At 71.0% G+C, this 23,967-nt stretch carries 26 protein-coding genes; 17 read left to right on the top strand and 9 right to left on the bottom strand.

Translation table 11 applies throughout. The features are described from left to right. The first annotated feature begins 11 nt into the window (after positions 1-11). The 7 genes from hisH (at position 12) to ACYVOO_RS13370 (ending at position 4,823) form a co-directional block, all read left to right on the top strand. Positions 12-677 (top strand): imidazole glycerol phosphate synthase subunit HisH, encoded by a 666-nt coding sequence (gene hisH, locus ACYVOO_RS13400; RefSeq protein WP_461015899.1) that lies wholly within the window; start codon positions 12-14, stop codon positions 675-677. A gap of 77 nt (positions 678-754) precedes the next feature. Beyond that, positions 755-1,480 (top strand): bifunctional 1-(5-phosphoribosyl)-5-((5-phosphoribosylamino)methylideneamino)imidazole-4-carboxamide isomerase/phosphoribosylanthranilate isomerase PriA, encoded by a 726-nt coding sequence (gene priA, locus ACYVOO_RS13395; protein WP_453345298.1) that lies wholly within the window; start codon positions 755-757, stop codon positions 1,478-1,480. Beyond that, a complete protein-coding gene (locus ACYVOO_RS13390) occupies positions 1,477-1,881 on the top strand; it encodes a RidA family protein (protein WP_461015872.1) in 405 nt (134 codons plus the stop codon). The genes priA and ACYVOO_RS13390 overlap by 4 nt, the downstream gene beginning before the upstream one ends. Positions 1,882-1,939: 58 nt before the next feature. Then, positions 1,940-2,710 (top strand): imidazole glycerol phosphate synthase subunit HisF, encoded by a 771-nt coding sequence (hisF, locus tag ACYVOO_RS13385; protein WP_461015871.1) that lies wholly within the window; start codon positions 1,940-1,942, stop codon positions 2,708-2,710. A 976-nt stretch (positions 2,711-3,686) separates the two neighbouring features. Further along, positions 3,687-3,938, top strand: coding sequence for a hypothetical protein (locus tag ACYVOO_RS13380; protein WP_461015870.1), 252 nt, complete (start codon positions 3,687-3,689; stop codon positions 3,936-3,938). Further along, the gene (locus ACYVOO_RS13375; RefSeq protein ID WP_461015869.1) at positions 3,931-4,236 is read left to right on the top strand and encodes an SH3-like domain-containing protein; all 306 of its coding nucleotides are present in this window, start codon (positions 3,931-3,933) and stop codon (positions 4,234-4,236) included. Before ACYVOO_RS13380 ends, ACYVOO_RS13375 begins: the two co-directional genes overlap by 8 nt. Further along, positions 4,233-4,823, top strand: a complete 591-nt coding sequence (locus tag ACYVOO_RS13370; protein ID WP_461015868.1) for a nitrile hydratase subunit alpha — start codon at positions 4,233-4,235, stop codon at positions 4,821-4,823. Before ACYVOO_RS13375 ends, ACYVOO_RS13370 begins: the two co-directional genes overlap by 4 nt. A gap of 119 nt (positions 4,824-4,942) precedes the next feature. On the opposite strand, the gene ACYVOO_RS13365 is transcribed toward ACYVOO_RS13370, so the two are convergent. Genes ACYVOO_RS13365 through ACYVOO_RS13355 form a run of 3 tightly spaced genes read right to left on the bottom strand, consistent with a single transcriptional unit; the run spans position 4,943 to position 8,464 of the window. Then, positions 4,943-5,686 carry a succinate dehydrogenase/fumarate reductase iron-sulfur subunit gene (locus ACYVOO_RS13365; RefSeq protein WP_461015867.1) on the bottom strand — a complete coding sequence of 248 codons (744 nt, stop codon included), beginning with the start codon at positions 5,684-5,686 and terminating at the stop codon, positions 4,943-4,945. Next, the gene (locus ACYVOO_RS13360; RefSeq protein WP_461015898.1) at positions 5,683-7,638 is read right to left on the bottom strand and encodes a fumarate reductase/succinate dehydrogenase flavoprotein subunit; all 1,956 of its coding nucleotides are present in this window, start codon (positions 7,636-7,638) and stop codon (positions 5,683-5,685) included. Before ACYVOO_RS13360 ends, ACYVOO_RS13365 begins: the two co-directional genes overlap by 4 nt. Before the next feature lie 31 nt (positions 7,639-7,669). Next, positions 7,670-8,464 carry a succinate dehydrogenase gene (locus ACYVOO_RS13355; protein ID WP_461015866.1) on the bottom strand — a complete coding sequence of 265 codons (795 nt, stop codon included), beginning with the start codon at positions 8,462-8,464 and terminating at the stop codon, positions 7,670-7,672. A 94-nt stretch (positions 8,465-8,558) separates the two neighbouring features. On the opposite strand from ACYVOO_RS13355, the gene ACYVOO_RS13350 reads away from it, so the two are divergent. The 4 genes from ACYVOO_RS13350 (at position 8,559) to ACYVOO_RS13335 (ending at position 12,974) form a co-directional block, all read left to right on the top strand. Continuing rightward, complete coding sequence (locus ACYVOO_RS13350; RefSeq protein WP_453345290.1) at positions 8,559-9,443, top strand: LysR family transcriptional regulator; 885 nt, start codon at positions 8,559-8,561, stop codon at positions 9,441-9,443. 132 nt (positions 9,444-9,575) lie between these two features. After that, complete coding sequence (locus tag ACYVOO_RS13345; protein ID WP_461015865.1) at positions 9,576-9,962, top strand: hypothetical protein; 387 nt, start codon at positions 9,576-9,578, stop codon at positions 9,960-9,962. 58 nt (positions 9,963-10,020) lie between these two features. Beyond that, positions 10,021-12,246, top strand: coding sequence for a hypothetical protein (locus ACYVOO_RS13340; RefSeq protein ID WP_461015864.1), 2,226 nt, complete (start codon positions 10,021-10,023; stop codon positions 12,244-12,246). Continuing rightward, on the top strand, positions 12,243-12,974 hold the full coding sequence (locus tag ACYVOO_RS13335; protein ID WP_461015863.1) for a hypothetical protein: 732 nt from the start codon (positions 12,243-12,245) through the stop codon (positions 12,972-12,974). The genes ACYVOO_RS13340 and ACYVOO_RS13335 overlap by 4 nt, the downstream gene beginning before the upstream one ends. Here the strand turns inward: ACYVOO_RS13335 and ACYVOO_RS13330 are convergent, their stop codons facing one another. Then, positions 12,975-13,736: a hypothetical protein gene (locus ACYVOO_RS13330; protein ID WP_461015862.1), complete on the bottom strand. Its 762-nt coding sequence runs from the start codon at positions 13,734-13,736 to the stop codon at positions 12,975-12,977. A 162-nt stretch (positions 13,737-13,898) separates the two neighbouring features. Here ACYVOO_RS13330 and ACYVOO_RS13325 point away from each other — a divergent pair, with 162 nt between their 5' ends. Continuing rightward, positions 13,899-14,795, top strand: a complete 897-nt coding sequence (locus ACYVOO_RS13325) for an amidohydrolase family protein (protein WP_461015861.1) — start codon at positions 13,899-13,901, stop codon at positions 14,793-14,795. Positions 14,796-14,848: 53 nt separating this feature from the next. On the opposite strand, the gene ACYVOO_RS13320 is transcribed toward ACYVOO_RS13325, so the two are convergent. From ACYVOO_RS13320 to ACYVOO_RS13300, 5 genes are all read right to left on the bottom strand, one after another. After that, on the bottom strand, positions 14,849-15,481 hold the full coding sequence (locus ACYVOO_RS13320) for a TIGR03085 family metal-binding protein (protein ID WP_461015860.1): 633 nt from the start codon (positions 15,479-15,481) through the stop codon (positions 14,849-14,851). Between the two features lie 106 nt (positions 15,482-15,587). Further along, positions 15,588-16,178 (bottom strand): hypothetical protein, encoded by a 591-nt coding sequence (locus ACYVOO_RS13315; protein ID WP_461015859.1) that lies wholly within the window; start codon positions 16,176-16,178, stop codon positions 15,588-15,590. A gap of 18 nt (positions 16,179-16,196) precedes the next feature. After that, complete coding sequence (locus ACYVOO_RS13310) at positions 16,197-18,362, bottom strand: hypothetical protein (RefSeq protein WP_461015858.1); 2,166 nt, start codon at positions 18,360-18,362, stop codon at positions 16,197-16,199. A 68-nt stretch (positions 18,363-18,430) separates the two neighbouring features. Further along, positions 18,431-18,778 (bottom strand): hypothetical protein, encoded by a 348-nt coding sequence (locus ACYVOO_RS13305; protein ID WP_453345285.1) that lies wholly within the window; start codon positions 18,776-18,778, stop codon positions 18,431-18,433. Positions 18,779-18,937: 159 nt separating this feature from the next. After that, positions 18,938-19,591: a hypothetical protein gene (locus ACYVOO_RS13300; protein ID WP_461015857.1), complete on the bottom strand. Its 654-nt coding sequence runs from the start codon at positions 19,589-19,591 to the stop codon at positions 18,938-18,940. 117 nt (positions 19,592-19,708) lie between these two features. On the opposite strand from ACYVOO_RS13300, the gene hisI reads away from it, so the two are divergent. The 5 genes from hisI (at position 19,709) to ACYVOO_RS13275 (ending at position 23,812) form a co-directional block, all read left to right on the top strand. Continuing rightward, a complete protein-coding gene (hisI, locus tag ACYVOO_RS13295; protein ID WP_461015856.1) occupies positions 19,709-20,065 on the top strand; it encodes a phosphoribosyl-AMP cyclohydrolase in 357 nt (118 codons plus the stop codon). Between the two features lie 123 nt (positions 20,066-20,188). Then, positions 20,189-21,739 (top strand): anthranilate synthase component I, encoded by a 1,551-nt coding sequence (locus ACYVOO_RS13290; RefSeq protein ID WP_461015855.1) that lies wholly within the window; start codon positions 20,189-20,191, stop codon positions 21,737-21,739. Further along, positions 21,736-22,488 carry a TIGR02234 family membrane protein gene (locus ACYVOO_RS13285; RefSeq protein WP_461015854.1) on the top strand — a complete coding sequence of 251 codons (753 nt, stop codon included), beginning with the start codon at positions 21,736-21,738 and terminating at the stop codon, positions 22,486-22,488. Before ACYVOO_RS13290 ends, ACYVOO_RS13285 begins: the two co-directional genes overlap by 4 nt. Positions 22,489-23,141: 653 nt before the next feature. Continuing rightward, complete coding sequence (locus tag ACYVOO_RS13280; protein WP_461015853.1) at positions 23,142-23,378, top strand: HGxxPAAW family protein; 237 nt, start codon at positions 23,142-23,144, stop codon at positions 23,376-23,378. Positions 23,379-23,398: 20 nt separating this feature from the next. Beyond that, positions 23,399-23,812 (top strand): DUF2752 domain-containing protein, encoded by a 414-nt coding sequence (locus ACYVOO_RS13275; RefSeq protein ID WP_461015852.1) that lies wholly within the window; start codon positions 23,399-23,401, stop codon positions 23,810-23,812. Positions 23,813-23,967: the final 155 nt, after the last annotated feature.

The following is a 23,967-nucleotide window of genomic DNA, read 5'->3' as shown; positions in this document are numbered from 1 at the left end:
ACACAGGCACGGTGGCGGCGAGCGGGGCCCGCGCGGGCAAGAGCGTCGTGGTCTTCGACTACGGCTTCGGCAACATCCGCTCGGCCGAGCGCGCCCTCGCCCGTGCGGGCGCCGACGTCGAGATCACCCGCGACTACGACAAGGCCATGGCAGCCGACGGCCTCCTCGTCCCCGGCGTCGGCGCCTTCGCCGCCTGCATGGACGGGCTCCGCGAGGCGCGCGGCGACTGGATCATCGGCCGCCGGCTCGCGGGCGGGCGCCCCGTGCTGGGCATCTGCGTCGGCATGCAGATCCTCTTCAGCCGGGGCATCGAGCACGGCCACGAGGCCGAGGGCATGGACGAGTGGCCCGGCACGGTCGGCCCGATGAAGGCCGACGCGGACCACACCATCCCGCACATGGGCTGGAACACGGTCACCCCTGCCGAGGGCTCGAAGCTCTTCGCGGGGCTGCCCGAGGACGCGCGCTACTACTTCGTCCACTCCTACGCCGTACACGACTGGGAGCTGGAGACCGCCAACGCCGCGCTGACCGCGCCCAAGGTGACCTGGGCCGAGCACGCGACGCCGTTCGTCGCCGCCGTGGAGAACGGGCCGCTGTGGGCGACGCAGTTCCACCCCGAGAAGTCCGGCGACGCGGGAGCCCGGCTGCTGTCCAACTGGATCGACACGCTCTGACCCACCGGGCGGCCCCGCCGCCCGTCCCCGCCAGGGGAGAAGGCAACATCACACAGGAAGCGCAGACAGAGGACGTCATGACCAAGCTCGAACTCCTCCCCGCCGTCGACGTCAGGGACGGCCAGGCCGTGCGCCTCGTGCACGGCGAGTCCGGCTCGGAGACCTCCTACGGCGACCCGCTCCAGGCCGCCCTCGCCTGGCAGCGTTCCGGCGCCGAGTGGCTGCACCTCGTCGATCTCGACGCCGCGTTCGGCACCGGCGACAACCGCGAGCGGATCGCCGAGGTCGCCCGCACCATGGACATCAAGGTCGAGCTGTCCGGCGGCATCCGCGACGACGCCTCCCTCGAAGCGGCCCTCGCCACCGGCTGCGAGCGGGTCAACCTCGGCACCGCCGCGCTGGAGAGCCCCGAGTGGGTCGCGAAGATCATCGCCGAGCACGGTGACAAGATCGCCGTCGGCCTCGACGTACGCGGCACGACCCTGCGCGGACGCGGCTGGACCCGCGACGGCGGCGATCTCTACGAGACACTGACACGCCTCGACGCCGAGGGCTGCGCCCGCTACGTCGTCACCGACATCAACAAGGACGGCACCCTCCAGGGCCCCAACCTGGAACTGCTGCGCAACGTCTGCGCCGCGACCGACAAGCCCGTCGTCGCCTCCGGCGGCGTCTCCTCCCTTGACGATCTGCGGGCCATCGCGACGCTTGTACCGGAGGGGGTCGAAGGCGCCATCGTCGGCAAGGCCCTCTACGCCAAGGCGTTCACCTTGGAAGAGGCTTTGGAGGCCGTGTCGTCATGACCCCGGACCGCCGCGTCGAACGCGTGCAGACCGACAGCCCCTGGGAAGAGAGCATCGGATTCGCACGCGCCGTCGCGGCGGGCGACCGGGTGTCCGTGGCGGGCACCCTGCCGCTGGCCAACGGCGAACTGGTCGGCGAGGGCGACCCGTACGAGCAGACGAAGGCCGCCTTCGGGCAGGCGCTCGCCGCGCTCAAGGAGTTCGGTCTCGACGTCTCCTCGGTGATACGCACCCGGATGTACCTCACCCACTCCCGCGACGTGGACGCGGTGGGCCGCGCGCACCGGGAGCTGTTCGACGCGGTCCGTCCGGCCGCGACGCTCGTCGTGGTCTCGGGGTTCGTCGACTCCCGCGTCCTGGTCGAAGTGGAACTGGAGGCGTTCCGGGGCACCGCCCCGTAACGCGCCCCGTAGGGCACCCGCGCAGGGCGCCCGCCCAAGAAGGAGAGTCTGCACAGCGATGTCCGTGTCCGTACGAGTCATTCCCTGCCTGGACGTGGACGCCGGGCGCGTCGTCAAAGGCGTCAACTTCAAGAACCTGCGGGACGCGGGCGACCCCGTCGAGATGGCGAAGGTCTACGACGCGGAGGGCGCGGACGAACTGACGTTCCTCGACATCACCGCCTCCTCCGCCGACCGTGAGACCACCTACGACGTGGTGCGGCGCACCGCCGAGCAGGTCTTCATCCCGCTGACGGTCGGCGGCGGCGTCCGCAGCCCCGAAGACGTCAACAAGCTGCTGCGGGCCGGCGCTGACAAGGTCGGTGTGAACACCGCGGCCATCGCGCGGCCCGAGCTGATCCGCGAGATCGCCGAGCGGTTCGGCAGCCAGGTGCTGGTGCTTTCCGTCGACGCGCGGCGCTGTGTGGAGGGCACGTCGACGCCCTCCGGCTACGAGGTCACCACCCACGGCGGGCGCAAGGGCACCGGGATCGACGCCGTCGAGTGGGCACACCGGGCCGCGGAGCTGGGCGCGGGCGAGATCCTGCTCAACTCCATGGACGCGGACGGCACCAAGGACGGCTACGACACGGCCATGATCGAGGCCGTACGGGGGCATGTGGCCGTGCCGGTCATCGCCAGCGGCGGCGCGGGGCGCTTGGAGCACTTCGCCCCTGCGGTCGGCGCGGGTGCGGATGCGGTGCTCGCTGCTTCCGTCTTCCACTTCGGTGACCTCCGCATCGGCGAGGTCAAGACGGCCCTTCGCGACGCGGGCCACCCCGTGCGGTAACCCTTCGCGGGGGGCGGAATGAAATGGGGGGTTGCCCCGTTCGTCGGGGGTGTTGCGCGGGACGGTTGGCCGGTGTGGTGCGCACTGTAGGGTCCCGCGCTGGGTTTTGTGCCGCTGCACGCAGTGGGGGTGGCTTGGCGCCGTTTTCGGGTGCGGGTGGGTGGCTTCGGCGCGGTGTGTGGTTGCGGTGCGGTGCGGCTGGTGCCGCGTGGTTCTTGGTTTGTGCCGGTGGTTGTGGGGTTGGTGTGTGGTGGGGGTCGGTGCCGTGCCGGGGTGTCTCCTCGGGCGGCGACAAGTGCGGGTCGGTTTTTCGGCTGCCTGCCGACAAGTGCGGGTCGGCTTTTCGGCTGTCTGTACATACTCGTCGCCACCACTTGCGGGGACACCCCACCACGTCCCCTCCCGGTCGCGGCCAGCTTCCGGTCCGCTCCCACTGTTGTGGGCAGGCGTTCCGCATGGCGGAACGGGTGGGCACAACCCCCCACCGGCCCGCAGCACGCGAACGAGAGCCCAAGGGGCACCCGGGGGATGGCGCCCCACGGGCGAGGGCACAGGGTGGGCGTCAGCCGACCCGGAGCTGGTTAGCGGGCCACCGGCGGGACGGGGACGGGGTGGGGTGTCCCCGCAGGTCGAGAAAGTCACCGGCGGAGAGCCGAACGCGAGACCTTCACGCCGAGGAGACACCCCACCCCGGCACCGGACACCCAAGAACACGCGCCCATAACCCCAACAGGAACCCAGAATCACGCGGCGCCAGCCGCGAACTACAGGTCCATAGGCCGCGCCGTAGCCACACAGCCGCACCCGAACACGGCGCCCAGCCACAGCGCAGCGCCCCGTGCAGCGGCACAAAAATCAGCGCGGGACCCTACAGTGCGCACCACACCGGCCAACCGTCCCGCGCAACCACCCCGTGAAGAGGGCACACCCCCGTTTCCTTCCGCACCCCGCGAAGGGGACCCGTAGCATCGAAGGCATGAGCCGGGTCAATGATGTGGGTGGGCAGACGGGGTTCGGGGCCGTCGAGGTGGAGCGGGACGAGCCGTCGTTTCACGCGGACTGGGAGGCGCGGGTCTATGCGCTGAACGTCGCCCTCGTGCGGCGCGGGGTCTACACGCTGGACGAGTTCCGCGACACCATCGAACGCATGCCGCCCCAGGAGTATCTGGCCGCCTCGTACTACGAGCGCTGGCTCCATGCCATCGAGCGGCTGACCAGCGATGACTGAGGGGACGCGGCAGCGGTTCGCGCCGGGGGACCTGGTCCGTACGCGGGCCGGTGACCCCGACGGGCACACCCGTCTGCCCCGCTACGCACGGGGCCAGCGCGGTCGCGTCGTGGAGGTCGCCGGAAGCTGGCCGCTGGCCGACGAGGTCGCGGGCCGCAGCCCCGCCCCCCGCGTCGAGCCGGTCTACATCGTGGCGTTCGCCGCCGACGAGCTGTGGGGCGAGGGCGCGCACGAGGTCACCGTCGAGCTGTGGCAGTCGTACCTGGAGGAACCGGAAGAGCTGGAGGAGCCGGAGTGAGCGGGCAGCACACCACGAACCCCGTCGCGGTACGGGTGCGTCGGCTGGAGGAGCGGCTGATCGGGGCCGGGCTGGTGGAGGACGCGGAGCTGGACGGCATCCTCGCCCGCTTCCTGGAGGGCGCCTCGCCGCTGAACGGCGCCCGTATCGCCGCGCGCGCCTGGACGGACGAGGGGTTCAGGGACCGGCTGCTCGCCGACGCGAACGCGGCCCTTCCGGAGCTGGGCCTCTCCATGGCGGGTGGCATCCAGCAGCAGCGTCTCAAGGTCGTCGCGAACACCCCTGAGCAGCACAATGTGCTGGTCTGCACCCTGTGCTCGTGCTACCCGGTCGGGCTGCTCGGGCCCTCCCCGTCCTGGTACAAGAGCGAGTCGTACCGCTCCCGTGTCGTGCGCGAACCGCGCGTCGTGCTGGGGGAGTTCGGCCTGGAGCTGCCCGAGGACGTACGGATCACGGTCTGGGACTCCAGCGCCGAGAGCCGCTACATGGTGCTTCCCCGTCGCCCCTCGGGGACGGAGCACATGGGGGAGGACGAGCTGGTCGGGCTGGTCACCCGCGAGGGCCTCATCGGCACGGCGGCCGTCTGACCGGCGGGCCGCGCACCCACCTGGGTTGAGCACCACGGTGGTGGGGGCGCGGCCCGCCCGGTCCCGGCGCGGCCCCGTCCCCACGGGGCCCGCACCGCGCCGGTTCCGGCGGGGATGGTTCAGCCCGACTTGCGGGCCGCCCGCAGGAACTCGCGGTTCATGGAGGAGATGGAGAAGAGCGGGATGCCCTTCGGGCAGGCCGTCGCGCACTCGCCCGTCAGGGTGCAGCCGCCGAAGCCCTCGTCGTCCATCTGCCCCACCATGTCCAGCACCCGGGACTCGCGTTCAGGGGCGCCCTGGGGCAGTGCGTTGAGATGGTTGATCTTCGCCGAGGTGAACAGCATCGCCGAGCCGTTCGGGCAGGCGGCCACGCACGCGCCGCAGCCGATGCACTCCGCGTGCTCGAACGCCGCGTCGGCCACGGGCTTGGGCACCGGCGTGGCGTGCGCCTCGGGCGCGGAGCCCGTGGGCACCGACACATAGCCGCCCGCGCCGATGACGCGGTCGAAGGAGGAGCGGTCCACGACCAGGTCCTTCACGACCGGGAAGGCCGAGGCCCGCCACGGCTCGACGTCGATGGTGTCGCCGTCCCGGAAGCTGCGCATGTGGAGCTGGCAGGTGGTGGTGCGCTCGGGCCCATGCGCGTCGCCGTTGATGACGACGCCGCACGCGCCGCAGATGCCCTCGCGGCAGTCGTGGTCGAAGGCGACGGGCTCGTCCCCGTCGAGGATCAGCTTCTCGTTGAGGGTGTCCAGCATCTCCAGGAAGGACATGTCCTCCGAGATGCCGTCGACGTCGTAGGTGACCATGGCGCCTTGCGCGTCAGCGTGGGGCTGGCGCCAGACGCGGAGGGTGAGCCTCATGCGTAGCTCCGCTGGGTGGGGTGGACGTACTCGAAGACCAGGTCTTCCTTGTGCAGGGTGGGCGCGGCTCCGGTGCCCGTGAACTCCCAGGCTGCGGCGTACGAGAACTCCTCGTCCCGCCGGTCAGCCTCGCCCTCCGGGGTCTGGGACTCCTCGCGGAAGTGGCCGCCGCAGGACTCCTCGCGGTGCAGCGCGTCGAGGCAGAGCAGTTCGGCCAGCTCCAGGTAGTCCACGATCCGGTTGGCCTTCTCCAGCGACTGGTTCAGCTCCTCGCCGGTGCCCGGCACCCTGATCCGGCGCCAGAACTCCTCGCGGATCTCGGGGATGCGGCCGAGCGCCTTGCGCAGGCCCTCCTCGGTGCGGGCCATGCCGCAGTACTCCCACAGGAGTTCGCCGATCTCCTTGTGGAAGGAGTCGGGGGTGCGGTCGCCGTTCACCGACAGCAGCCGCTCCAGCCGCTCCGTGCACTCGGCGACGGCGGCGACGGCTGCCGGGTGCGAGGCGTCGGCGCCCTCGTCGTGGGGGTGGCGGGCGAGGTAGTCGTTGATGGTGGACGGCAGCACGAAGTAGCCGTCGGCCAGGCCCTGCATCAGGGCCGAGGCGCCGAGCCGGTTGGCGCCGTGGTCGGAGAAGTTGGCCTCGCCGATGGCGAAGAGACCCGGCACGGTGGTCTGGAGGTCGTAGTCGACCCAGAGCCCGCCCATCGTGTAGTGGATCGCGGGGTAGATGCGCATCGGCGCCTCGTACGGGTTCTCCGCGGTGATCCGCGCGTACATGTCGAAGAGGTTGCCGTACTTCTCCTCGACGGCCTTGCGGCCCATGCGCGCGATGGCGTCGGCGAAGTCGAGGTAGACGCCCTGGCCGCCGGGCCCGACGCCCCGGCCCTCGTCGCAGACGTTCTTCGCGGCGCGCGAGGCGATGTCGCGGGGCACGAGGTTGCCGAAGGCGGGGTAGATGCGCTCCAGGTAGTAGTCGCGCTCGTCCTCGGGGATGTCGGCCGGCGGGCGCGTGTCGTCCTTGGCCTTCGGTACCCAGATGCGCCCGTCGTTGCGCAGCGACTCGCTCATCAGCGTCAGCTTCGACTGGTGGTCGCCCGAGCGCGGGATGCAGGTGGGGTGGATCTGGGTGAAGCAGGGGTTGGCGAAGTAGGCGCCGCGCCGGTGCGCCCGCCAGATCGCGGTGGCGTTGGAGTTCTTGGCGTTCGTCGACAGGTAGAAGACGTTGCCGTAGCCGCCGGAGGCCAGGACCACCGCGTCCGCGAAGTAGGTGTCGATCCGGCCCGTGATCAGGTCGCGGGCGACGATGCCGCGCGCCCGGCCGTCGACGACGATGAGGTCGAGCATCTCGGTGCGCGGGTGCATCTCGACGTTGTCCGCCGCGATCTGCCGCGACAGCGCCTGGTAGGCGCCGAGCAGCAGTTGCTGCCCGGTCTGGCCGCGCGCGTAGAAGGTGCGGGAGACCTGGACGCCGCCGAAGGAGCGGGTGTCGAGCAGTCCGCCGTACTCGCGCGCGAAGGGCACGCCCTGGGCCACGCACTGGTCGATGATCTCGACGGAGACCTGCGCCAGCCGGTGCACGTTCGACTCGCGGGCCCGGAAGTCGCCGCCCTTGACGGTGTCGTAGAAGAGGCGGTGCACGGAGTCGCCGTCGTTGCGGTAGTTCTTGGCGGCGTTGATGCCGCCCTGCGCGGCGATGGAGTGGGCGCGGCGCGGGCTGTCCTGGTAGCAGAACTGCACGACGTGGTAGCCCTGTTCGGCGAGCGTCGCGCCCGCGGAGCCGCCCGCGAGACCGGTGCCGACGACGATGACGGTGTGCTTGCGGCGGTTGGCCGGGTTGACGAGCTTGGCGCCGAAGCGGCGGCTGTCCCAGCGCTCGGCGATCGGCCCGTCCGGGGCCTTGGTGTCGGCGACGGGTTCGCCCACCCGGTAGTCGGTGTAGTCGTACGCGCCCATGTCCGTCTCCGCGCCCGTGTCGGTGCTCATGTCAGCTCACCAGCCCTGTCATCACGCCTACGGGTACGGCGATGAAGCCCAGCGTCAGCACCAGCGCCAGCACGTTCGCCGCGCCTTTGAGCGCCCTGTCCCGGTTCTTCCTGCCCGCGCCGAGGGTCTGCGCCGCGCTCCAGAAGCCGTGCCGGATGTGCAGGCCGAGGGCGAGCATCGCGACGATGTAGATCGTGTTCCCGTACCAGGTGGAGAACGTCGCGACGACGTTCTCGTACGGGTGGCCCGCCTGCGCGTTCTCGTTCACGGTCAGCGTCGTCAGGTCGAGCAGGTGCCAGACGATGAAGAGGCCGAGGATGATCCCGCCCCAGCGCATGGTGCGGGTGGCGTAGCTGGCACGGGGGCGCTTGTGCGCGTACTTCGCCGGGCGCGCCTTGATGTCGCGCCTGCTGAGCTGGTACGCGGAGACCGCGTGGGCGACGACGGCGGCCAGCAGCACCACGCGCGCTATCCACAGGAACCACTCGTGGTGCAGCAGGGGCTCGCCGATGGTGCGGAGCCAGTGCGCGTAGCCGTTGAAGTCGGCCGAGCCGAAGAAGATCTTGAGGTTGCCGAGCATGTGGACGACCAGGTACGCCAGCATGATCAGGCCGCTGACCGCCATGACCGTCTTCTTGCCGATCGTGGACCGCCACAGCAGTCCCAGCGTCGACGTCGCCGGTGGCCGCTTGCCGCTGCCGCCCCTCGCGGGCCCACCCTTCGCGGGACCGCCGCCCTTCGCGGGCCCGCTCGATTTTCGCGCCTCGTCGGAGCGCGTCCCTGTCGCCGTTGCCATGACTGACGACGCTAAGGAGTGAGGTTCCATAAGTCCAAGAGATGATGGAGCTGCGTCCGATAGTCAGCGCCTATCCACCCTTTATGCTGCCCGTATGCAGCTCCACCAGCTCCGCTACTTCGCGGCCGTCGCCGACACCCGGCACTTCACCCGCGCCGCCGAGATCGTCCACGTCGCGCAGCCCTCCCTCTCCCAGCAGATCCGCGCGCTGGAACACGAGCTGGGCGCCGAACTCTTCCACCGCGCCCGTGGCCACATCACCCTCACCGACGCGGGCGAGGCGCTGCTGCCGCTCGCGCGCCGCATCCTCGCCGACGCGGAGACCGCGCGCCGCGAGGTGCAGGAGGTCGCCCAGTTGCGGCGCGGCCGGGTGCGCCTCGGGGCGCCGCCGAGCCTGTGCGCGAGCCTGGTGCCCGACGTGCTGCGCGACTTCCACGCCCGCTTCCCCGGCGTGGAGCTCCAGGTCCATGAGGACGGCTCGCAGGACCTGGTGCGGGTACTGGCCGACGGTGCACTCGACCTCGCCCTCATCATCACCCCGCTGCCCGTGCAGGCCCCGGCCCTGGCGACCACGGAGCTGCTGCGCGAGGAACTGGTGGCCGTCTCCTCGCCGGACGAGCCCGCGCCGGTGAAACGGCGCCGGATGCGGGTGTCCGACCTGCGCAACCGCCCGCTGGCGATGTTCCGGCGCGGCTACGACCTGCGCGACTTCACCACCGCAGCCTGCCGCGCCGAGGGCTTCGAGCCCGTCTTCACCGTCGAGGGCGGGGAGATGGACGCGGTGCTCGGCTTCGTCCGCGCGGGGCTCGGCATGGCGGTGGTCCCGCGCATGGTCGCGGACCGCTCGGGCCTGCGCGTGACGTCGTTCGCGGAGCCGGGGCTGCACCGCACGATCTCCGTCGCCCACCGTGGCGACGTCTCACCGCCGCGCGCGGCACGGGAGCTGCAACGGATCATCGAACGCTCGGTGCGGGGGTGACGGTGCGGCTCGGTGGGGGTTTCGTCCGGCGCGGCAGTGTGGGTACGGTGCGGCGAAACTTTCGTTGCGGAGCGTGACGAAAACCGGTTATCCGGTACGTCGTACGTCGCACGTCGAGAGAAGGGCCGCAGGGTGGGTGGGAACGAGGACCTACGGCACTCGGAGGCCGCGAAGAAGGCCGCCGCCCGCTATGTGCACGAGCACCTGGGCCCGGAGACCCACAAGGCGGGCATCCTCGCCGACGACGGCACGGAGAAGGTCACCGGCGCGGGCGCCGACGAACTCCAGGACTGGGACATCGCCTCCGGCCTCCGCCGCAGGCACAGCCGCTGGGAGCGCCACTTCACCCACCTGGAGACCCGGCTCCAGCAGGAGCAGACGGGCCTCCAGCAGGCGAACCGCCTGATCGGGGACACCGACCATCTGACGGGCGACGCGCTGGGGTCTCTTCCCTTGGAGAACCCGGACGGCACCGTGACCGAGTCCCCGCTGTACCGCAGCAGGATCGCCGACTACTGACGGGCCCGGCGGGCGGAACGTACGGGCGAACGGAAGCACGGGGGAGAAGCGCGACACCATGGCCCTCACCTACGAGACCATCCTCAACACCGACCTCGGTCCCCTCATGACCGCGTCCAAGGCGTGGAAGCGGATGGGCGACAGGTTCGACACCCTGCACGGCCACTACCGCGACCACGTCGCGAAGGCAGCGTCCGCCGACGCCTGGCGGGGCGCGTCCGTCATCGCGTACAAGGGGCGCGGCCAGGTGACGCTGGAGGAGTACGCGGGCGCGCGGGACGAGGCGCGGGCCGTCGCCTCGCTGCTCTCCGAGGCACACACCGAGCTGACCACGCAGCGGGACAGACTCGTCGACCTCAAGGAGCAGGCCGAGCGCGCCTGCATGCTCGTGACCTCGCACGGCCATTGCAGCATCGACCTGATGGAGCTGGAGCGGCGCGGCAAGAAGGACAAGGCGGACCACTACCGCGAGCACCCCGCGCGGCTCGAAGCGGACCAGCAGGCGCACACGGACCGCATCGCCGCCGTCGTACGGAAGATCCGCGCCCTCGACGACAACTACCGGCGTGCTCTGACCGCCCGCCCGTCCGACGGCGGCAAGGGCGTGGTGGACGGCTTCGACGGCGCGCTGCACGGGGACGCGGCCTCGTTCAACACGGACGAGGCGGTCCGGCTGGCCCGCAAGGGCGACGACCTCACCGACACCCAGTTGGACCGCCTCAACGACGTCCTCGCCCTCCAGCGGAACAACCCCGAGTTCGCCGAGAAGTTCGCCACGCGCATGGGCGCACAGGGCACGCTCGACTTCTGGGGCGCGATGGGCCCGTACGACAGGGACCTGTCCGACGACCGCAAGAAGCTCCTCGCCCGTACCCGCGAGGGCCTGAGCGGCACCCTGGCCACCGCCACCCGCTCGGACAGTGCGGCCATGCGCCGCTGGGAACGCGAGATGACGGAGGCGGGCCCGGAACGCCAGGGCAAGGGCCGGATGACCGACCAGTTCGGCTACCAGGTCATGACGGACCTCATGCGCGAGGGCGACTACGACGACGGCTTCCTCCACCGGTACGGCGATTCGCTGGTGGAGTTCGAGAAGTCCGAGGCGGAGCAGGGCCGCGACCCGGCCGAGCTGTGGACCGGCGCGGTGAAGTCGAACCCGGTGGACGGGCCCGTACTGGCCGACACGGACAACGCCTGGGGCAACGACCCGATGGTCGGCCTGATGGAGGGCCTGAGCCACAGTCCCGGCGCCTCGACGGACTTCTTCTCCGACCAGGAGACGTTCGACTACGTCGTCGGCGGCGGCGAAATTTTCCCGGCCCGCACCTGGCCCGAGGCGACGACCCTGACGCACGGGGAGGCGAAGGGGTACGGGTCGCTGGGGCACGCGCTGGAGGCGGCGGTGACAGGGGTTCCCGCTGGCGGGGGGATGGGGCAGGAGCTGCACCGTGGGCCGGAGCAGGTCGATGTGATGCACAAGGTGGTGGACGCGTACCGGTCCGACCTGGATCTGCTGGACCGCCAGAAGGGCATCGGCGACAGCCTCGGCCGCATGGGAGCGGCCTATGTCGACGACCTGAACTACGGTCTCTCCGACGAGATGGGTACGGCACGCGCCGAGGGCAACGACCGGCTCCTGGGTACGGACGGACACGGCTTCACTTCTGGGCAGAGCATCGGGTTCCTGCGCCAACTGGGCAGCGACGAGGAAGCTCACCGGATCATGTCCACGGCCCAGCAGGCGTATACGGCCAGCCGGGTCTACGGACTTTCCTGCACTGACGACGTGTACCGCGCCGCGGAACTGGGTGCGCAAGCGCACGGGGCCCTGGACGAGGCCCGCGCCGAGAGATTCGGCCACGATTCCAAGGCGGACGACGAGGCGGAAAACAAGAAACTGACCGACGCCGCCACCTTGAAGAAGGGCGCGGCGGGCATCGTCGTCTATGGCGCCACGGGCGCTCTCGGCGGCGTCGCGAGCCCGGCGGCCCCTGTTCTCATCCCGCTGGCCACGGGTACGGCGGGGTCGGCTGTCACCTCCGGCATCAACGCCGCGATCGATGCCGACGTCAAGGCGAGCGGACAGGACACGACCAACGAGTCGATCAAGACCATCGAAGATTTCGACGGGAGAGCGAAACAGAACGCCACCGCGGCGATCCGCCAGTACATGGAGGAGCAGCAGGTGGATGGGGCCGAGCAGACGTCCAGGAGGGACGCCTTGAACGCCGCGTACAAACGCGGTCGCGATGTCACCGATACCTCCAACACGCCGGAGAGGTGAGCACCATCAACCGCGCACTGCGTACGTCGGCTTCTTTCTTGCTCGTGTTCCTGGTCACCGGCTGTTCGAGTCTCGGCGGCGACGGGTCGCGAGATGGCGGACCGGATGAGGAGAAGAAGCCCGTTTTGGTCGATGCGCACAAGGTGTGTGACGGTCTGCTGGGACAGGCGGGCGGCGACGCGCTTGTCGAGCTGACCCAGGATCGTCGAGTGATATCCCGTGGCCTCGGAGACGTGGGCAAAGTGGTGCGACAGATGAAATCCGCTTCCGCCACGTCTGGCTCCGGGGCCCGGCTGGGGAACATCTGCTCGTTCAAGGCCCCCACGAAGGGCGTGGACAGTCAGAGCGTGGAGTTCTCCTATGGGTGGGGCGCCGTGCCGGAAAAGGTGCCGAAGAGGCGGCTGATTTCCTCCGCCGGAGCCGCGTTCGTGACCCGTGACGTCGACCGGATAGCCCCCACTGTCCTGTACTTCCGCTGTGCGCGGGAGTCCGAGCCGGAAGGTGTCGTCAAGGGCGAGTTCACGGGCAACTGGGACCTGAACGGACTCTCCGCACCGGAAGAAGACAGGAACCACATCCGCGTCGCCCTCGCCTCTGCCTCCGCCATGAGCGATGCGCTGGGGTGCGCGAATGACCCGGACCTTTCTCCCGGCGCCGAGCCCAAGCTGCTGAACGGCGACGCGAAGCCGAGTGACCCTCCCTCACCGTTCCCCGAGCTGCCGGAGTAGCTACCGGGCCCTGCCCCGTGCACCGGAGGGGCCGGGGGACGAGGAGGGGCGGACGGCGGGGATGGTGGCGCTCGTGTTGTCGCGGAGGGATTTCGGTGTGCCCTCCGGCGACAGCGCCCTGATGTCCGGCATCGAGTGCGAACGGCCACGCACCGGCCTGCCGGATGGCGCCGCGACCCGCGCCGGGAAGAGGTAGGCCCTGGCGTCCTCCCGGGCCACGCTCTGGCCGTCGGAGCCCTGCCGTGCCACGGGCGGCGGCGGGGTCACGGGTGCGGGGGAGGGCACGGGAGTCGACGGGACGACCACCACGCCGGTCAGCGGCGCGGGCTCCGGCGCGACGCCCTGGCCGGGCCGCTCGTACAGCGGCAGAATCGGGCTCTGCGGGTAGTACATCTCGCGCTCGGGCGTGAAGTGCTGCTTGACGACGTTGGCAGCCGTGACGAGCATCAGCCCCGCACCGGCCATATAGGTGGAGCCCGCGCTTCCCGCGCCGTAGAGCCCGAACCCCGTCATGTTGAGAGTTCCACCGACGGCTCTTATCAGGCTGGGTTTCTCGTGCACCTCGTCGGGCTTGCGGTAGATGGCGTAGGCGAGAGCGGCCTCGTTGAGCACCATGTTGAGACCTTCGAGACCGGCGATTCCGGTGCCTACGCCGTAGGTCTGCACGCTGTCCTTGAATTTTCCGACGGCCTTGACCGCGGGTGACAGGTCATTGGCGGCGGAAGTAAGCCACTCGTTCAGTTGCACACCGTTGAGCTTCATCTTTCCGCCCCGTTCGCCTTGGCGCGTGGCGCATGCACGGGCACAGGCTCAGGTACACCGGTTGCCCTCGCACACGTCTCCTTCCCTACGTAGGCTGACCCGGTGCTCTCGCCCATGCCCGAACCCCGGACCAACGGAAGTTGACGGAGGGGAAACGATCACGTGCCGCCGCTGACAGATGAGGCCGGTGAAGCCCGGGAGGTCCGGCGGTTCTGGGGAGGGCTCGGGCTTCCCGGGTTGAGCGACGTCCACACCCACTTCATGCCCGAGCGCGTCCTGCACAAGGTCTGGGACTACTTCGACACCAGCGGCCCGCTGATCGGCGGCCTGGAGTGGCCGATCACCTACCGCAAGGCGGAGGCGGAGCGGACGGCTCTGCTCCGGGACTTCGGCGTCCGGGCGTTCACCGCGATGCTCTACCCGCACAAGCCCGGCATGGCCAGGTGGCTGAACGGCTGGGCGGCCGACTTCGCCCGTCGCACCCCCGACTGCCTGCACACCGCCACCCTCTACCCCGAGCCGGGCGTCGGGGCGTACGTCCGCGAGGCCGTCGAGGCGGGGGCGCGGGTGTTCAAGGCGCATGTGCAGGTGGGCGCTTACGATCCGGCCGACGAACGGCTCCAGGAGACGTGGGGGTTGCTGGCCGAGGCCGGGATACCCGTGGTGCTGCACTGCGGTTCAGGGCCCGCGCCCGGGAAGTACACAGGGCCCGAGCCCGTCGCGCGGGTGCTCGCGCGGCACCCGAAGCTGCGGCTGATCGTCGCGCACATGGGCATGCCGGAGTACGAGGAGTTCCTCGGTCTGGCCGAGCGCTACGACGAGGTACGGCTGGACACGACGATGACGTTCACCGACTTCACCGAGCGGCTCATGCCGTTCCCCCGCCGGATCCTGCCCCGGCTCGCCGCACTGGGCGACCGCATCCTGCTCGGCTCCGACTACCCCAACATCCCCTATCCCTATCCGCACCAGCTCCACGCCCTGGAGCGGCTGGACCTGGGCCCCGAGTGGCTGCGGGCCGTGTGCCACGACAACGCGGCGGACCTGTTCGGCCTGTAGCGCCGCAGCCCCTCACCCACCCCCCGTCGCCCCTCACTCCGCCGAGCCGGGCGTCACAGGCCCAGCTTGGCCTCGTACACGCGGGTCACGGTCTCCTTGTCGCCCTCCGCCTCGACGCGGGACGCCTCCTGGCGGCCGGAGACGAAGAGGAGCAGTTCGGCCGGGTCGCCGGTGACGGTGACCACGGGGGCGCCCTTGCGGGCGACGGCGGTCTGGCCGTTGGGGCGGCGCAGCACCAGGCCGACCGGCGACTTGCGCCCGAAGACCCGCGCCGTGCTCTCCAGCCGCTTCCACAGCGCGTCCTGGAAGACGGCGTCCAGCTCGCGCGGCGTCCAGTCGGGCCGCGCCCGCCGGACGTCCTCGGAGTGGACGAAGAACTCGACGGTGTTGGCGGCCTCGTCGACCTGCTTGATCGCGTACGGCGACATCCGCGGCGGCCCCGTCCTGATGAGCTGGATCAGCTCCTCGTACGGCTTCGCGGCGAACTCCGACTGCACCCGCTCCAGTCGCGCGGCGAGCGGCTTGATCAGGAGACCGCCCGCCGCGTCCGTACGGCGCTCGCGCACGACCACGTGCGCGGCGAGGTCCCGGGCCAGCCAGCCCTCGCAGAGAGTCGGGGCCTCGGGCCCGTTGCTCTCCAACAGATCGGCCAGGATGAGGCGTTCACGCTTGGCATGGGTGGACATGCGGCAAGCGTACGGCCGCACCCTCGAAGCCGCGACGATTTGGTACGGCGTGGCCGGCCCTCTCCGCGTCTTCCCGGCCACACCCCGGGCGCCGGAGGCTTCGCGTCTACGCGTCGCAGCCCTGCTTCTCGTACGCCGCCGCGAGGTACCCGCGCACGAACCGCTCCAGCGCCTTCCTGCGCTCCGGCACCTTCTCGGGGGTGTCGGTCAGCACGTCGACCTGGAGCGCGAAGGTGGTGTCCTCGCCCTTGCCGGGGCACGACTCGACGGCCAGCGCGCCCCGGTCCGCGATCCGCGCGCCGTCGCCGATGTCCGCCTCGCGCGGGTGCCCGTACCGCTCCAGCGTCCCCTTCTTCACCTCCAGCGGATCGGCGCCGTCCGGGACCGCGTCGCGCCTGACCCGGAGGGACGGGGAGAACTTCTCCCCGTCCTCCCGTACGACGTCGATCCCGCACGAGGCCCCCGACGCGCTGACCGTGCCCGGCCGTGCCCTCACCTCCGTGCCCGTGGGCAGCAGCGGAGCGAGAGTGTCCGGATCGACGTCGGTGCCGCAGATACGGTCCGGTACCGCGTAGTCCCGCGTGGGCGGCGACGAGCAGCCCGCGGCGCCCGCCCCGAGCGCGGCGGCGAGGACAGCGACGAGGGCGGTGCGGACGGGGCGGACGGTGCGCGGAAGACGCGCTGAACTGTGTGTCACGGGGTGAAGATCCTCGCCTCAGTGCGGGGGCTGCCTGCCGGGGAGACCCTGCGCGGTCTTGTTGCCGTTGGACGCCGCGCTGTTGATCTCCTCGGTGAGGGTGTAGGTGCTGCCGTCGTCGCCCGGGTTCGCCGTCTTCCAGCTCTTCGCCAGCGCTTCGAGCTGGCTCTCGCGCCCCTCGAAGACCTCGCCGTTCTGCTGGCGTGTCTCCTGGGTGACGCGGGCCTCCTCGTCCAACCGCCAGCCGTACGAGAGGAGGTACGCCTCCCGGTCGACGATCCCGGCCACGTGCGCCTGCGGGATGAAGCTCGCGACCGTTCCCGCGCCGTGGTAGGCGAACGTCTGCTTCCAGGCGATGTCCTTCTTCTCGCCCGCGTCGGCGTCGGCCAGCGCCTGGTAGCGGGCCTCCTCCAGGAAGCCGACGGTGCGTCCCGCGCGCTGGAGCGTCTCCTTCGGGTCCTCGGGCTTGTCGGTGTGGATGTCGTGCGCCATCTCCCGGTTCAGCCCGTCGTTGAGCAGGTTGTACGAGTCCTGGTCCCGGGACACCTGCTTGGTGACCTCCAGGAGCTGCCTGCGGTCCAGCTCCTTCGGGTCGTCGGGGTGATCGGCCTGCGCCGAGGCCGTGTAGTGCACCGAGTCCCCGTGGTTGACGAGGATCTTCGCCATGTCGTCGCGCATCTCGGAAGGAAAATCGTCCTTGCGCTCCGAGAGGTACTGGAGGGAGTTCTCCAGCACCGCACGCTGCTGCGGGGTGTGCTCTCCGGTGGCGGGCGCCTTCGGGTTGTCCGGGTCGATGCCGGTGGCACCGGCGACGAGCGCAGCGCCCGTCGCCTCCTTGACCGCGCTGGGGCCCTTGTAGTCGTCGCTGCTGGAGCCCACGCCGTCGCCCGGCGGCACATCGGTGAACGACGGCCGGTCCTTGAGCATCCACTTCGCGTTGTCCTGCGGCTCCTTCGCGCTGAAGAACTCCGAGGACGCGTCCGGGTTGTGGGAGAGCGCGGTCATGTAGCCCGTCATGGGGTCCACGCCCGCGTCGCCCGCCGAGCCCTCCCCGTGGTGGAGCTGGCCGACCTGCGCGTAGGACGGCATCTTGTCCCAGGGCAGCACGTTCTCGCGGCTCTTGCCGCCGGGCCCTGGGTCCCTGACGTCGCCGGTGTTGTCCTTCTCGTACTTGACCAGCGCGTTCCCGTAGTCGTTGAGGAACTCCGTCTCGTACTTGCCGTGCCGCATCAGGTTGCTCATGGCCTGGAAGCCGCGGACGTTCCTGTGGTGGTCCGTGCCGTCGACGGTCGTGCCGCCGAGGGCGATGGTCCGCTCCTTCCAGTTGTCCATGGCCGCGCTGTCCGAGTGGCTGGCCGTGGCGAGGGTGGAGCCGAGCTGGGTCTCCAGGGTGCCCAGCAGCTTCGTGCGCGCGTCGCGGTCCCCGTAGTTCGTGCCGTCGTCCAGGGTGACCGCGCCGGAGAAGAACTTGAGCGTCCCCTCCGGGCCCATCCCCGTGGCGACGCGCTCAGCGAAGAGCGGATCGCCCTCGTTCCGCTTCATGATCGCGTTGAGGCGGGACAGCTCGTCGTTCGTCAGCTTGTCCGGGTCCTTCTTGGTCAGGTTGACGAAGTCGTCCGAGTCCTTGACCGCCTGCTCCGCGCTGTCGAAGCTCTTGATGCCGGTGGAGAGGAAGTTGTACTTGTCCTTGGCGTGGTGCCTGAGCGACTCCGCCGCCGTACGGTCGGTCTTCGCCGCCGCCGTCAGCACGTCCTCGATGTCCTTGACGACCGCGTCGATCTCCGCCTGCGTCGGCTTCGGATCCGCGCCCTCCTTGGGCTCGACGCGGCCCGTCGCCGTCACATGGATGTTCTTGCCCGCGCGTTCGACGGCGTCCTTGAGGTCCTGCTTGTGCTTGGTGAACTTGCTGTGTGCGCCTTCGAGGATGGTGTGCACGCTTCTGGTGGCGGTGACGACGTCCTTGAACTCGTCCGCTGTCCTCGTCACGAACTCCTTGGTGACGGTGGCGTTCTTGCCCGCCCAGTCGGCGCCGTTCGCCTTCTTCGCCATGTCGGCGGCGTTGATCTCGCCCCCGGCGTCCTCGCCGGACAGCTTCGTCAGCTTGTCCAGCATCTGCTGCCAGTCGGTGACGGCTTCCTTGAGCTTCCCGAGCCGCAGGTCGTTGAGCTCTTGGTACGTGACCACGACGTAGTCCCCCGCTTCACTGCTCGCTGTGCGTAGTGCCTGGTGCCTCGTGCCTGATGCGTGTCGCGCTACTTGATGTACTCGTTGATGCGCGACACGGTCATCGCCTTGCCGTCGGCCGTCTTCATCTGCGTCGCGATCTTGTCCTCGTCCTTCGCGTGCTGGGCGCGCGAGTAGTCGAGGTGGTTGGAGATGTGCGCGCACGCCTCCTTGAGGGTGCCCAGCTTGGTGTTCCAGGCGTCGTGCAGCTCGGTGAGCGCCGAGCCCATGTCCAGGCCGTCGTTGAACAGCTCGATGGACGCGTCGAACGTGGTCTGTCTGGCGTGGTCGGCGTCTGTGGAGAGCTTCTGGCGCAGGTCGTGGGCGAGATTGCCCAGCGCGCCCAGCTCGTCGTCGTGGACGACCAGATCGGTCATACAGTCCTCCCCGTTACGTAAAGCTCCGGCCCCTTGCCCCGCCGTTTCCGGCGCTTACGGGCGCGGGCCTTGACCTCGACGTTACCCACGGCGAAGCGCCCGCTGTCGCGATCTCCGCAGCGGTCACGGGGTCTTCACATCACGGGCCAGGGCGGCGGCTCACGGAGTGGCCGAGCCGCCGGGCAGGGGAGCGGTGAGCTTCGGGCCCTCCCGTCCGGAGCGGAGGGTGAGCGCGCAGGAGGACGTGGACGCGCCCTGCTCGCTGTGCGTTCGGAGCGACGGGTAGATCGCGTAGTAGTGGTAGCCGCGCCCGTCCTGCGGTATCGACTTCATCCGCCGCGCCGCGTCCGCCCCGCACAGGGCCAGCGCCTTCTCGCGCAGCTTCGCCGCCGTCTTGAAGGAGCCCCGCAGCTTCTCCTCGGCGATGACCTCCCCGTCGTGCGCGCGTTCGCACGACCTGCGCTCGACGCGGGTGACGCCGTGGCTGAGCGCCGGGTGGTCGAAGCAGTCGCCGCGCTCCAGTTCCTCGTCGTACAGCACGGGCGCGCTCGGGGAGCCCGCGGCCCGCGCCTCCAGCCGGGCCCGCTGCGCGGCGATCTCCTCCGTGTCGTCGCCGAGCAGCAGCACCACACCGAGGGTGACGACGGCCGTCACGACCAGCACCAGCGCGAGCACGGGGACAGCGGCCCTGCGGGTGAGCTTGCGCGCGATGTGCGTGACGCGCGTGACGTGTGCGACGTGGGTGTCGCGGGTGTCGCGGGTGTCGCGGGTGAGCTTGCGGGCGTCCTCGGGCGGCGGCGTGGCACGGCTCATGGCGGCGAGCATTCCCCCCGCCGGTGACATCGGGTCTGCCACGCCGTGAACGGAAGGTGCGCGTCCACGGCCCGGACGCGGCGACGGGAGGCCGCGCGCGTGCGCGAGAATGGACGCATGTCCGCGAACTCCCTCGACCCCGCCGTCGCCGCGCGCCTCAAGCGCGACCCCGACGGTCTGGTCCCCGCCATCGCCCAGCAGTACGACACCGGCGAGGTGCTGATGCTCGGCTGGATGGACGACGAGGCGCTGCACCGCACCCTCACCACGGGCCGCGCCACCTACTGGAGCCGCAGCCGCCAGGAGTACTGGGTGAAGGGCGACACCTCCGGGCACGTGCAGCACGTGAAGTCGGTGGCGCTGGACTGCGACGCGGACACCGTGCTGGTCAAGGTCGACCAGGTCGGCGCCGCCTGCCACACGGGGGACCGCACCTGCTTCGACGCCGGTGAACTGCGGCTCGACGCCAGCTAGTCCTGGCCCGGACCACCCGAAACCGGCCGGACCCGGCCCCGGATCCGAACCCGGCCGGTTTCGGCCCGTAGCGCCTGTACGCGCCTCCTGTCCCGCAAGGCCCGCCCAGTAAGGTCAGCGCCCATGACGACTCCGGACCTCGACACCTTCCGCACGCTCGCGAAGGACCGAAGGGTCATCCCGGTCACCCGACGCCTGCTCGCCGACGGCGACACCCCCATCGCCCTCTACCGCAAGCTCGCGGCCGAGCGCCCCGGCACCTTCCTGCTGGAGTCAGCGGAGAACGGGCGCACCTGGTCGCGCTACTCCTTCGTCGGCGTCCGCAGCGCCGCCGCGCTCACCGTCAGGGACGGGCAGGCGCACTGGCTCGGCACCCCGCCCGTCGGCGTGCCGACCGAAGGGGACCCGCTGAGGGCGCTGCGCGAGACGGTCGAGGCCCTGCACACCCCGCGCGACCTGCACGAGGGCACGGATCTGCCGCCCTTCACCGGCGGCATGGTCGGCTATCTCGGCTACGACATCGTGCGGCGCCTGGAGAAGGTCGGCGACAGCCCGACCACGCGCGACGACCTGGGGCTGCCCGAGCTGACGATGCTGCTCGCCTCGGACCTGGCCGTGCTGGACCACCGCGACGGCAGCGTGCTGCTGATCGCCAACGCGATCAACCACAACGACCTCGACACGGGTGTCGACGAGGCGTACGGCGACGCGGTACGCCGCCTCGACGCCATGGCCGCCGACCTCGCGCGCCCCGCGCCGGTGGCCCCCGTCGCGCTGCCGCCCTCCGCGCTGCCGGACTACGCGGCGCGCTCGGGCGGCGAGACGTACCAGGGCTGGGTCGAGGACATCAAGGAGCGCATCCGCGCGGGCGAGGCGTTCCAGGTGGTGCCCTCGCAGCGCTTCGAGACGCCCTGCGGGGCATCGGCGCTCGACGTCTACCGCGTGCTGCGCGCCACCAACCCGAGCCCGTACATGTACCTGTTCCGCTTCGCCGCCACCGAGGGCGAGGACGGGGACGGTTCGCCCGGCTTCGACGTCGTCGGATCGAGCCCCGAGGCGCTGGTCAAGGTCGAGGACGGGCGCGCGATGATGCACCCCATCGCGGGGACGCGCCCGCGCGGCGAGACCCCGCAGCGCGACACGGCGCTGGCCGAGGAGCTGCTGGCCGACCCCAAGGAGCGGGCCGAGCACCTGATGCTCGTCGACCTCGGGCGCAACGACCTGGGCAAGGTGTGCGAGCCCGGCAGCGTCGAGGTCGTCGACTTCATGTCCGTCGAGCGCTACAGCCACGTCATGCACATCGTCTCCACCGTGACGGGACGGCTCGCGCAGGGCCGTACGGCCTTCGACGCGCTGACCGCCTGCTTCCCCGCCGGGACGCTCTCCGGGGCGCCGAAGCCGCGCGCGCTCCAGATCATCGAGGAGCTGGAGCCGACCCGTCGCGGCGTCTACGGGGGCTGCGTCGGCTATCTCGACTTCGCGGGCGACAGCGACACCGCCATCGCCATCCGCACGGCGCTGCTCAAGGAGGGCACGGCCTATGTGCAGGCGGGCGCGGGCGTCGTCGCCGACTCCGACCCGGAGGCCGAGGACACCGAGTGCCGGAACAAGGCGGCTGCGGTGCTGAGGGCGGTCCGCACCGCCGAGCGGCTCGGCGGTAGCGTGGAGGGGTGACTTCCGTACCCCCGGCTCGTACCCAGGACACCGCCGCCGTGGCCGAGGGCGACACCGGCACTGACACCGGCACCGGCACCTCCTCCGACGCGGGTTCCGCCTCCGGATCGGGCTCCGGCGCGGCGCCCGCGACCCCTTCGCGCTCGCGCGGGGCCCGTCGCGCGCTCGGCCTCGCGCTGCTCTTCGGCGCGCTCGGTGCCGCGCTGGCGCTGGTCGCCTCGGGCCAGGTGTGGGGCAGCTCAGCCGTGCCCTTCGCGCAGAGCGAGCTGTCCGTGCAGGTCAAGGGCAGCGACGTGACAGGGCTCCCGAGCGCCCTCGCACTCGTCGGGCTCGCCGCGCTGGTCGCGGTCTTCGCCGTACGACGCGCGGGACGCGTCCTCGTCGCCACGCTGCTCACCCTCTGCGGCGCCGGCACGCTGGCGGCGGCGCTGTTGAGGGTGGGCGACACGAGCGCGCTCAACGAGAAGGCGGCCGAGGCCAGCGGGATCGCCCAGAACGGCATCAGCGACGCGGCCGTCTTCAACGCCTGGCCGTACGTCTCCGCCGCGGGCGGCGCGCTGCTCCTCCTCGCGGGGCTGCTGGCGCTGCGGTACGGGGCGGGGTGGCCGTCGATGTCCGGGAGCGGGCGGTACGAGCGCACGGGGCGCGCGTCCCGTAAGGGTGCGCAGGGTGCCGCGCGGCCGGTCGTCGACCCGGAGCGCCCCGAGGACCTCTGGAAGGCCCTGGACCGCGGCGAAGACCCCACCTGACCCCTCCGGGGCCCCTGGGGCATGACGGGACCACGCCGTGCCACGGCATCTCCGCCCCCCCCCCGGGCCGGTCGCCCCCGCGTCCGGCCCTCCCCTTTGCCGCCCGTACGGCGTGGGTCCGGCGGAATGCCACGGCTGCCCGAGCCCCGGGGTTGTCCGGTGGCCGACGTGTCGCCTCCCCCTTTGCCGCCGGAGCGGTGGCGCGCCCGTACGGCGTGGGTCCGGCGGAATCTCACGACTGCCCGAGCCCACGCTGTCCGTGACCGAGCTTGCGCGTGTACGGGATGCCGCCGGACTCTCCGAGTGGGGGCTGGGCGCCGATGCGGCGGATGAGGGAACGTGCCGTTCCCTCGCCTGCGGGGCTGGCGGAGGGGGGCGTCGGTCCGTCCCGTGGCGGTGAGGGCACCCCTCTCCCGTCCGCACGGCGACACGGGCGTGCCGGGACCAAGCCGTGGAGGCGGGGCGCATCGGCAGCGCCCCCTGGCGCAGGGTGCCCGGAGGTGCGGGGGCCGGGGGCGGAGAAGGGCTCCGGGAGGGGGTGAGCGTGCGGGGGAGGCGGGGGACGCGTCGGGGGAGAGGCGACCCCGAGCCCACGCAGCCGTCATTGTCGAGAGACAATGACGGCCCAGCACGTTGATATACGAGGAGCACACATGGCGGGCAACAGCCACGGACACACCCCGGCCGCGTGGACGGGTGTCATCATCGCCTTCATCGGTTTCTGCATCTCCGGGGCCTTCACGGTGCTGGCCCAGCCGATCGGTGTCGTCGCGGGGCTCGTGGTGGTCGCCCTCGGCGGTGTCGTCGGCATGGCCATGCGCGCCGCGGGCCTCGGCCAGGCGAAGCCGCACAACCGCGCCGGGGCGCAGCCGCAGGGGCAGGCGTCCTGAGCGAGCGGCGCTCCTTCCTGATGGGGCACCGGGCCCTGGGTCCGGTGTCGCGCCTCGCCGCGCCGGTGGGCACTCTCGTGGCCGTCGGCGCGGCTTTCGCGTACGTGGGCACCGTCGACCCCAATCAGCCGGGTCACTATCCGGCCTGCCCGCTGCTCCAGCTCACGGGGATCTTCTGCCCCGGCTGCGGCGGGCTGCGTTGCGCGCACGCCGTCGCGCACGGCGACCTCGGCACCGCTCTGGGCGCGAACGCGCTGGTGGTCGTCGGCTTCGCCGCCTTCACCGTCTTCTGGGTGCACTGGTTCTGGCGCGCGGCGCGGTCGCGTTCCGTCTCCGTTCCGCTGCGGAGCGTCCACTGGTGGATCATCGGCGCACTGGCTCTGACCTTCACCGTTGTCCGAAACTTGCCCCTCGGCTCCGCACTGGCCCCCTGACAAGATCCACTGCCCCGAGATGCCGTGCCAGTGATTTGTCCGGAATATGGGACCGAAGTCAACCGGATGCGGGACCTCCGTCCCCCGCCCGATACCATCGCAGTGCCTGCCCTGACCATCCCCCGCGTCACACGCGGGGGGCCGTACCAAGCCAG

The organism is Streptomyces daliensis, assembly GCF_054782395.1.
Note: the sequence above shows the minus strand (reverse complement) of the source record. Positions and strands in the feature narration are given on the sequence as shown.

What these genes read in the sequence shown, in the direction of transcription:
- ACYVOO_RS13330 (WP_461015862.1), bottom strand. Translation starts at nt 13,736, where the DNA reads ATGAAGCTCAACGGTGTGCAACTGAACGAGTGGCTTACTTCCGCCGCC.
- ACYVOO_RS13390 (WP_461015872.1), top strand. Translation starts at nt 1,477, where the DNA reads ATGACCCCGGACCGCCGCGTCGAACGCGTGCAGACCGACAGCCCCTGG.
- ACYVOO_RS13350 (WP_453345290.1), top strand. Translation starts at nt 8,559, where the DNA reads ATGCAGCTCCACCAGCTCCGCTACTTCGCGGCCGTCGCCGACACCCGG.
- ACYVOO_RS13280 (WP_461015853.1), top strand. Translation starts at nt 23,142, where the DNA reads ATGGCGGGCAACAGCCACGGACACACCCCGGCCGCGTGGACGGGTGTC.
- ACYVOO_RS13355 (WP_461015866.1), bottom strand. Translation starts at nt 8,464, where the DNA reads ATGGCAACGGCGACAGGGACGCGCTCCGACGAGGCGCGAAAATCGAGC.
- ACYVOO_RS13305 (WP_453345285.1), bottom strand. Translation starts at nt 18,778, where the DNA reads ATGACCGATCTGGTCGTCCACGACGACGAGCTGGGCGCGCTGGGCAAT.
- ACYVOO_RS13360 (WP_461015898.1), bottom strand. Translation starts at nt 7,638, where the DNA reads ATGGGCGCGTACGACTACACCGACTACCGGGTGGGCGAACCCGTCGCC.
- hisF (WP_461015871.1), top strand. Translation starts at nt 1,940, where the DNA reads ATGTCCGTGTCCGTACGAGTCATTCCCTGCCTGGACGTGGACGCCGGG.
- ACYVOO_RS13290 (WP_461015855.1), top strand. Translation starts at nt 20,189, where the DNA reads ATGACGACTCCGGACCTCGACACCTTCCGCACGCTCGCGAAGGACCGA.
- ACYVOO_RS13300 (WP_461015857.1), bottom strand. Translation starts at nt 19,591, where the DNA reads ATGAGCCGTGCCACGCCGCCGCCCGAGGACGCCCGCAAGCTCACCCGC.
- ACYVOO_RS13380 (WP_461015870.1), top strand. Translation starts at nt 3,687, where the DNA reads ATGAGCCGGGTCAATGATGTGGGTGGGCAGACGGGGTTCGGGGCCGTC.
- priA (WP_453345298.1), top strand. Translation starts at nt 755, where the DNA reads ATGACCAAGCTCGAACTCCTCCCCGCCGTCGACGTCAGGGACGGCCAG.
- ACYVOO_RS13375 (WP_461015869.1), top strand. Translation starts at nt 3,931, where the DNA reads ATGACTGAGGGGACGCGGCAGCGGTTCGCGCCGGGGGACCTGGTCCGT.
- ACYVOO_RS13365 (WP_461015867.1), bottom strand. Translation starts at nt 5,686, where the DNA reads ATGAGGCTCACCCTCCGCGTCTGGCGCCAGCCCCACGCTGACGCGCAA.
- ACYVOO_RS13275 (WP_461015852.1), top strand. Translation starts at nt 23,399, where the DNA reads ATGGGGCACCGGGCCCTGGGTCCGGTGTCGCGCCTCGCCGCGCCGGTG.
- ACYVOO_RS13320 (WP_461015860.1), bottom strand. Translation starts at nt 15,481, where the DNA reads ATGTCCACCCATGCCAAGCGTGAACGCCTCATCCTGGCCGATCTGTTG.
- hisI (WP_461015856.1), top strand. Translation starts at nt 19,709, where the DNA reads ATGTCCGCGAACTCCCTCGACCCCGCCGTCGCCGCGCGCCTCAAGCGC.
- ACYVOO_RS13340 (WP_461015864.1), top strand. Translation starts at nt 10,021, where the DNA reads ATGGCCCTCACCTACGAGACCATCCTCAACACCGACCTCGGTCCCCTC.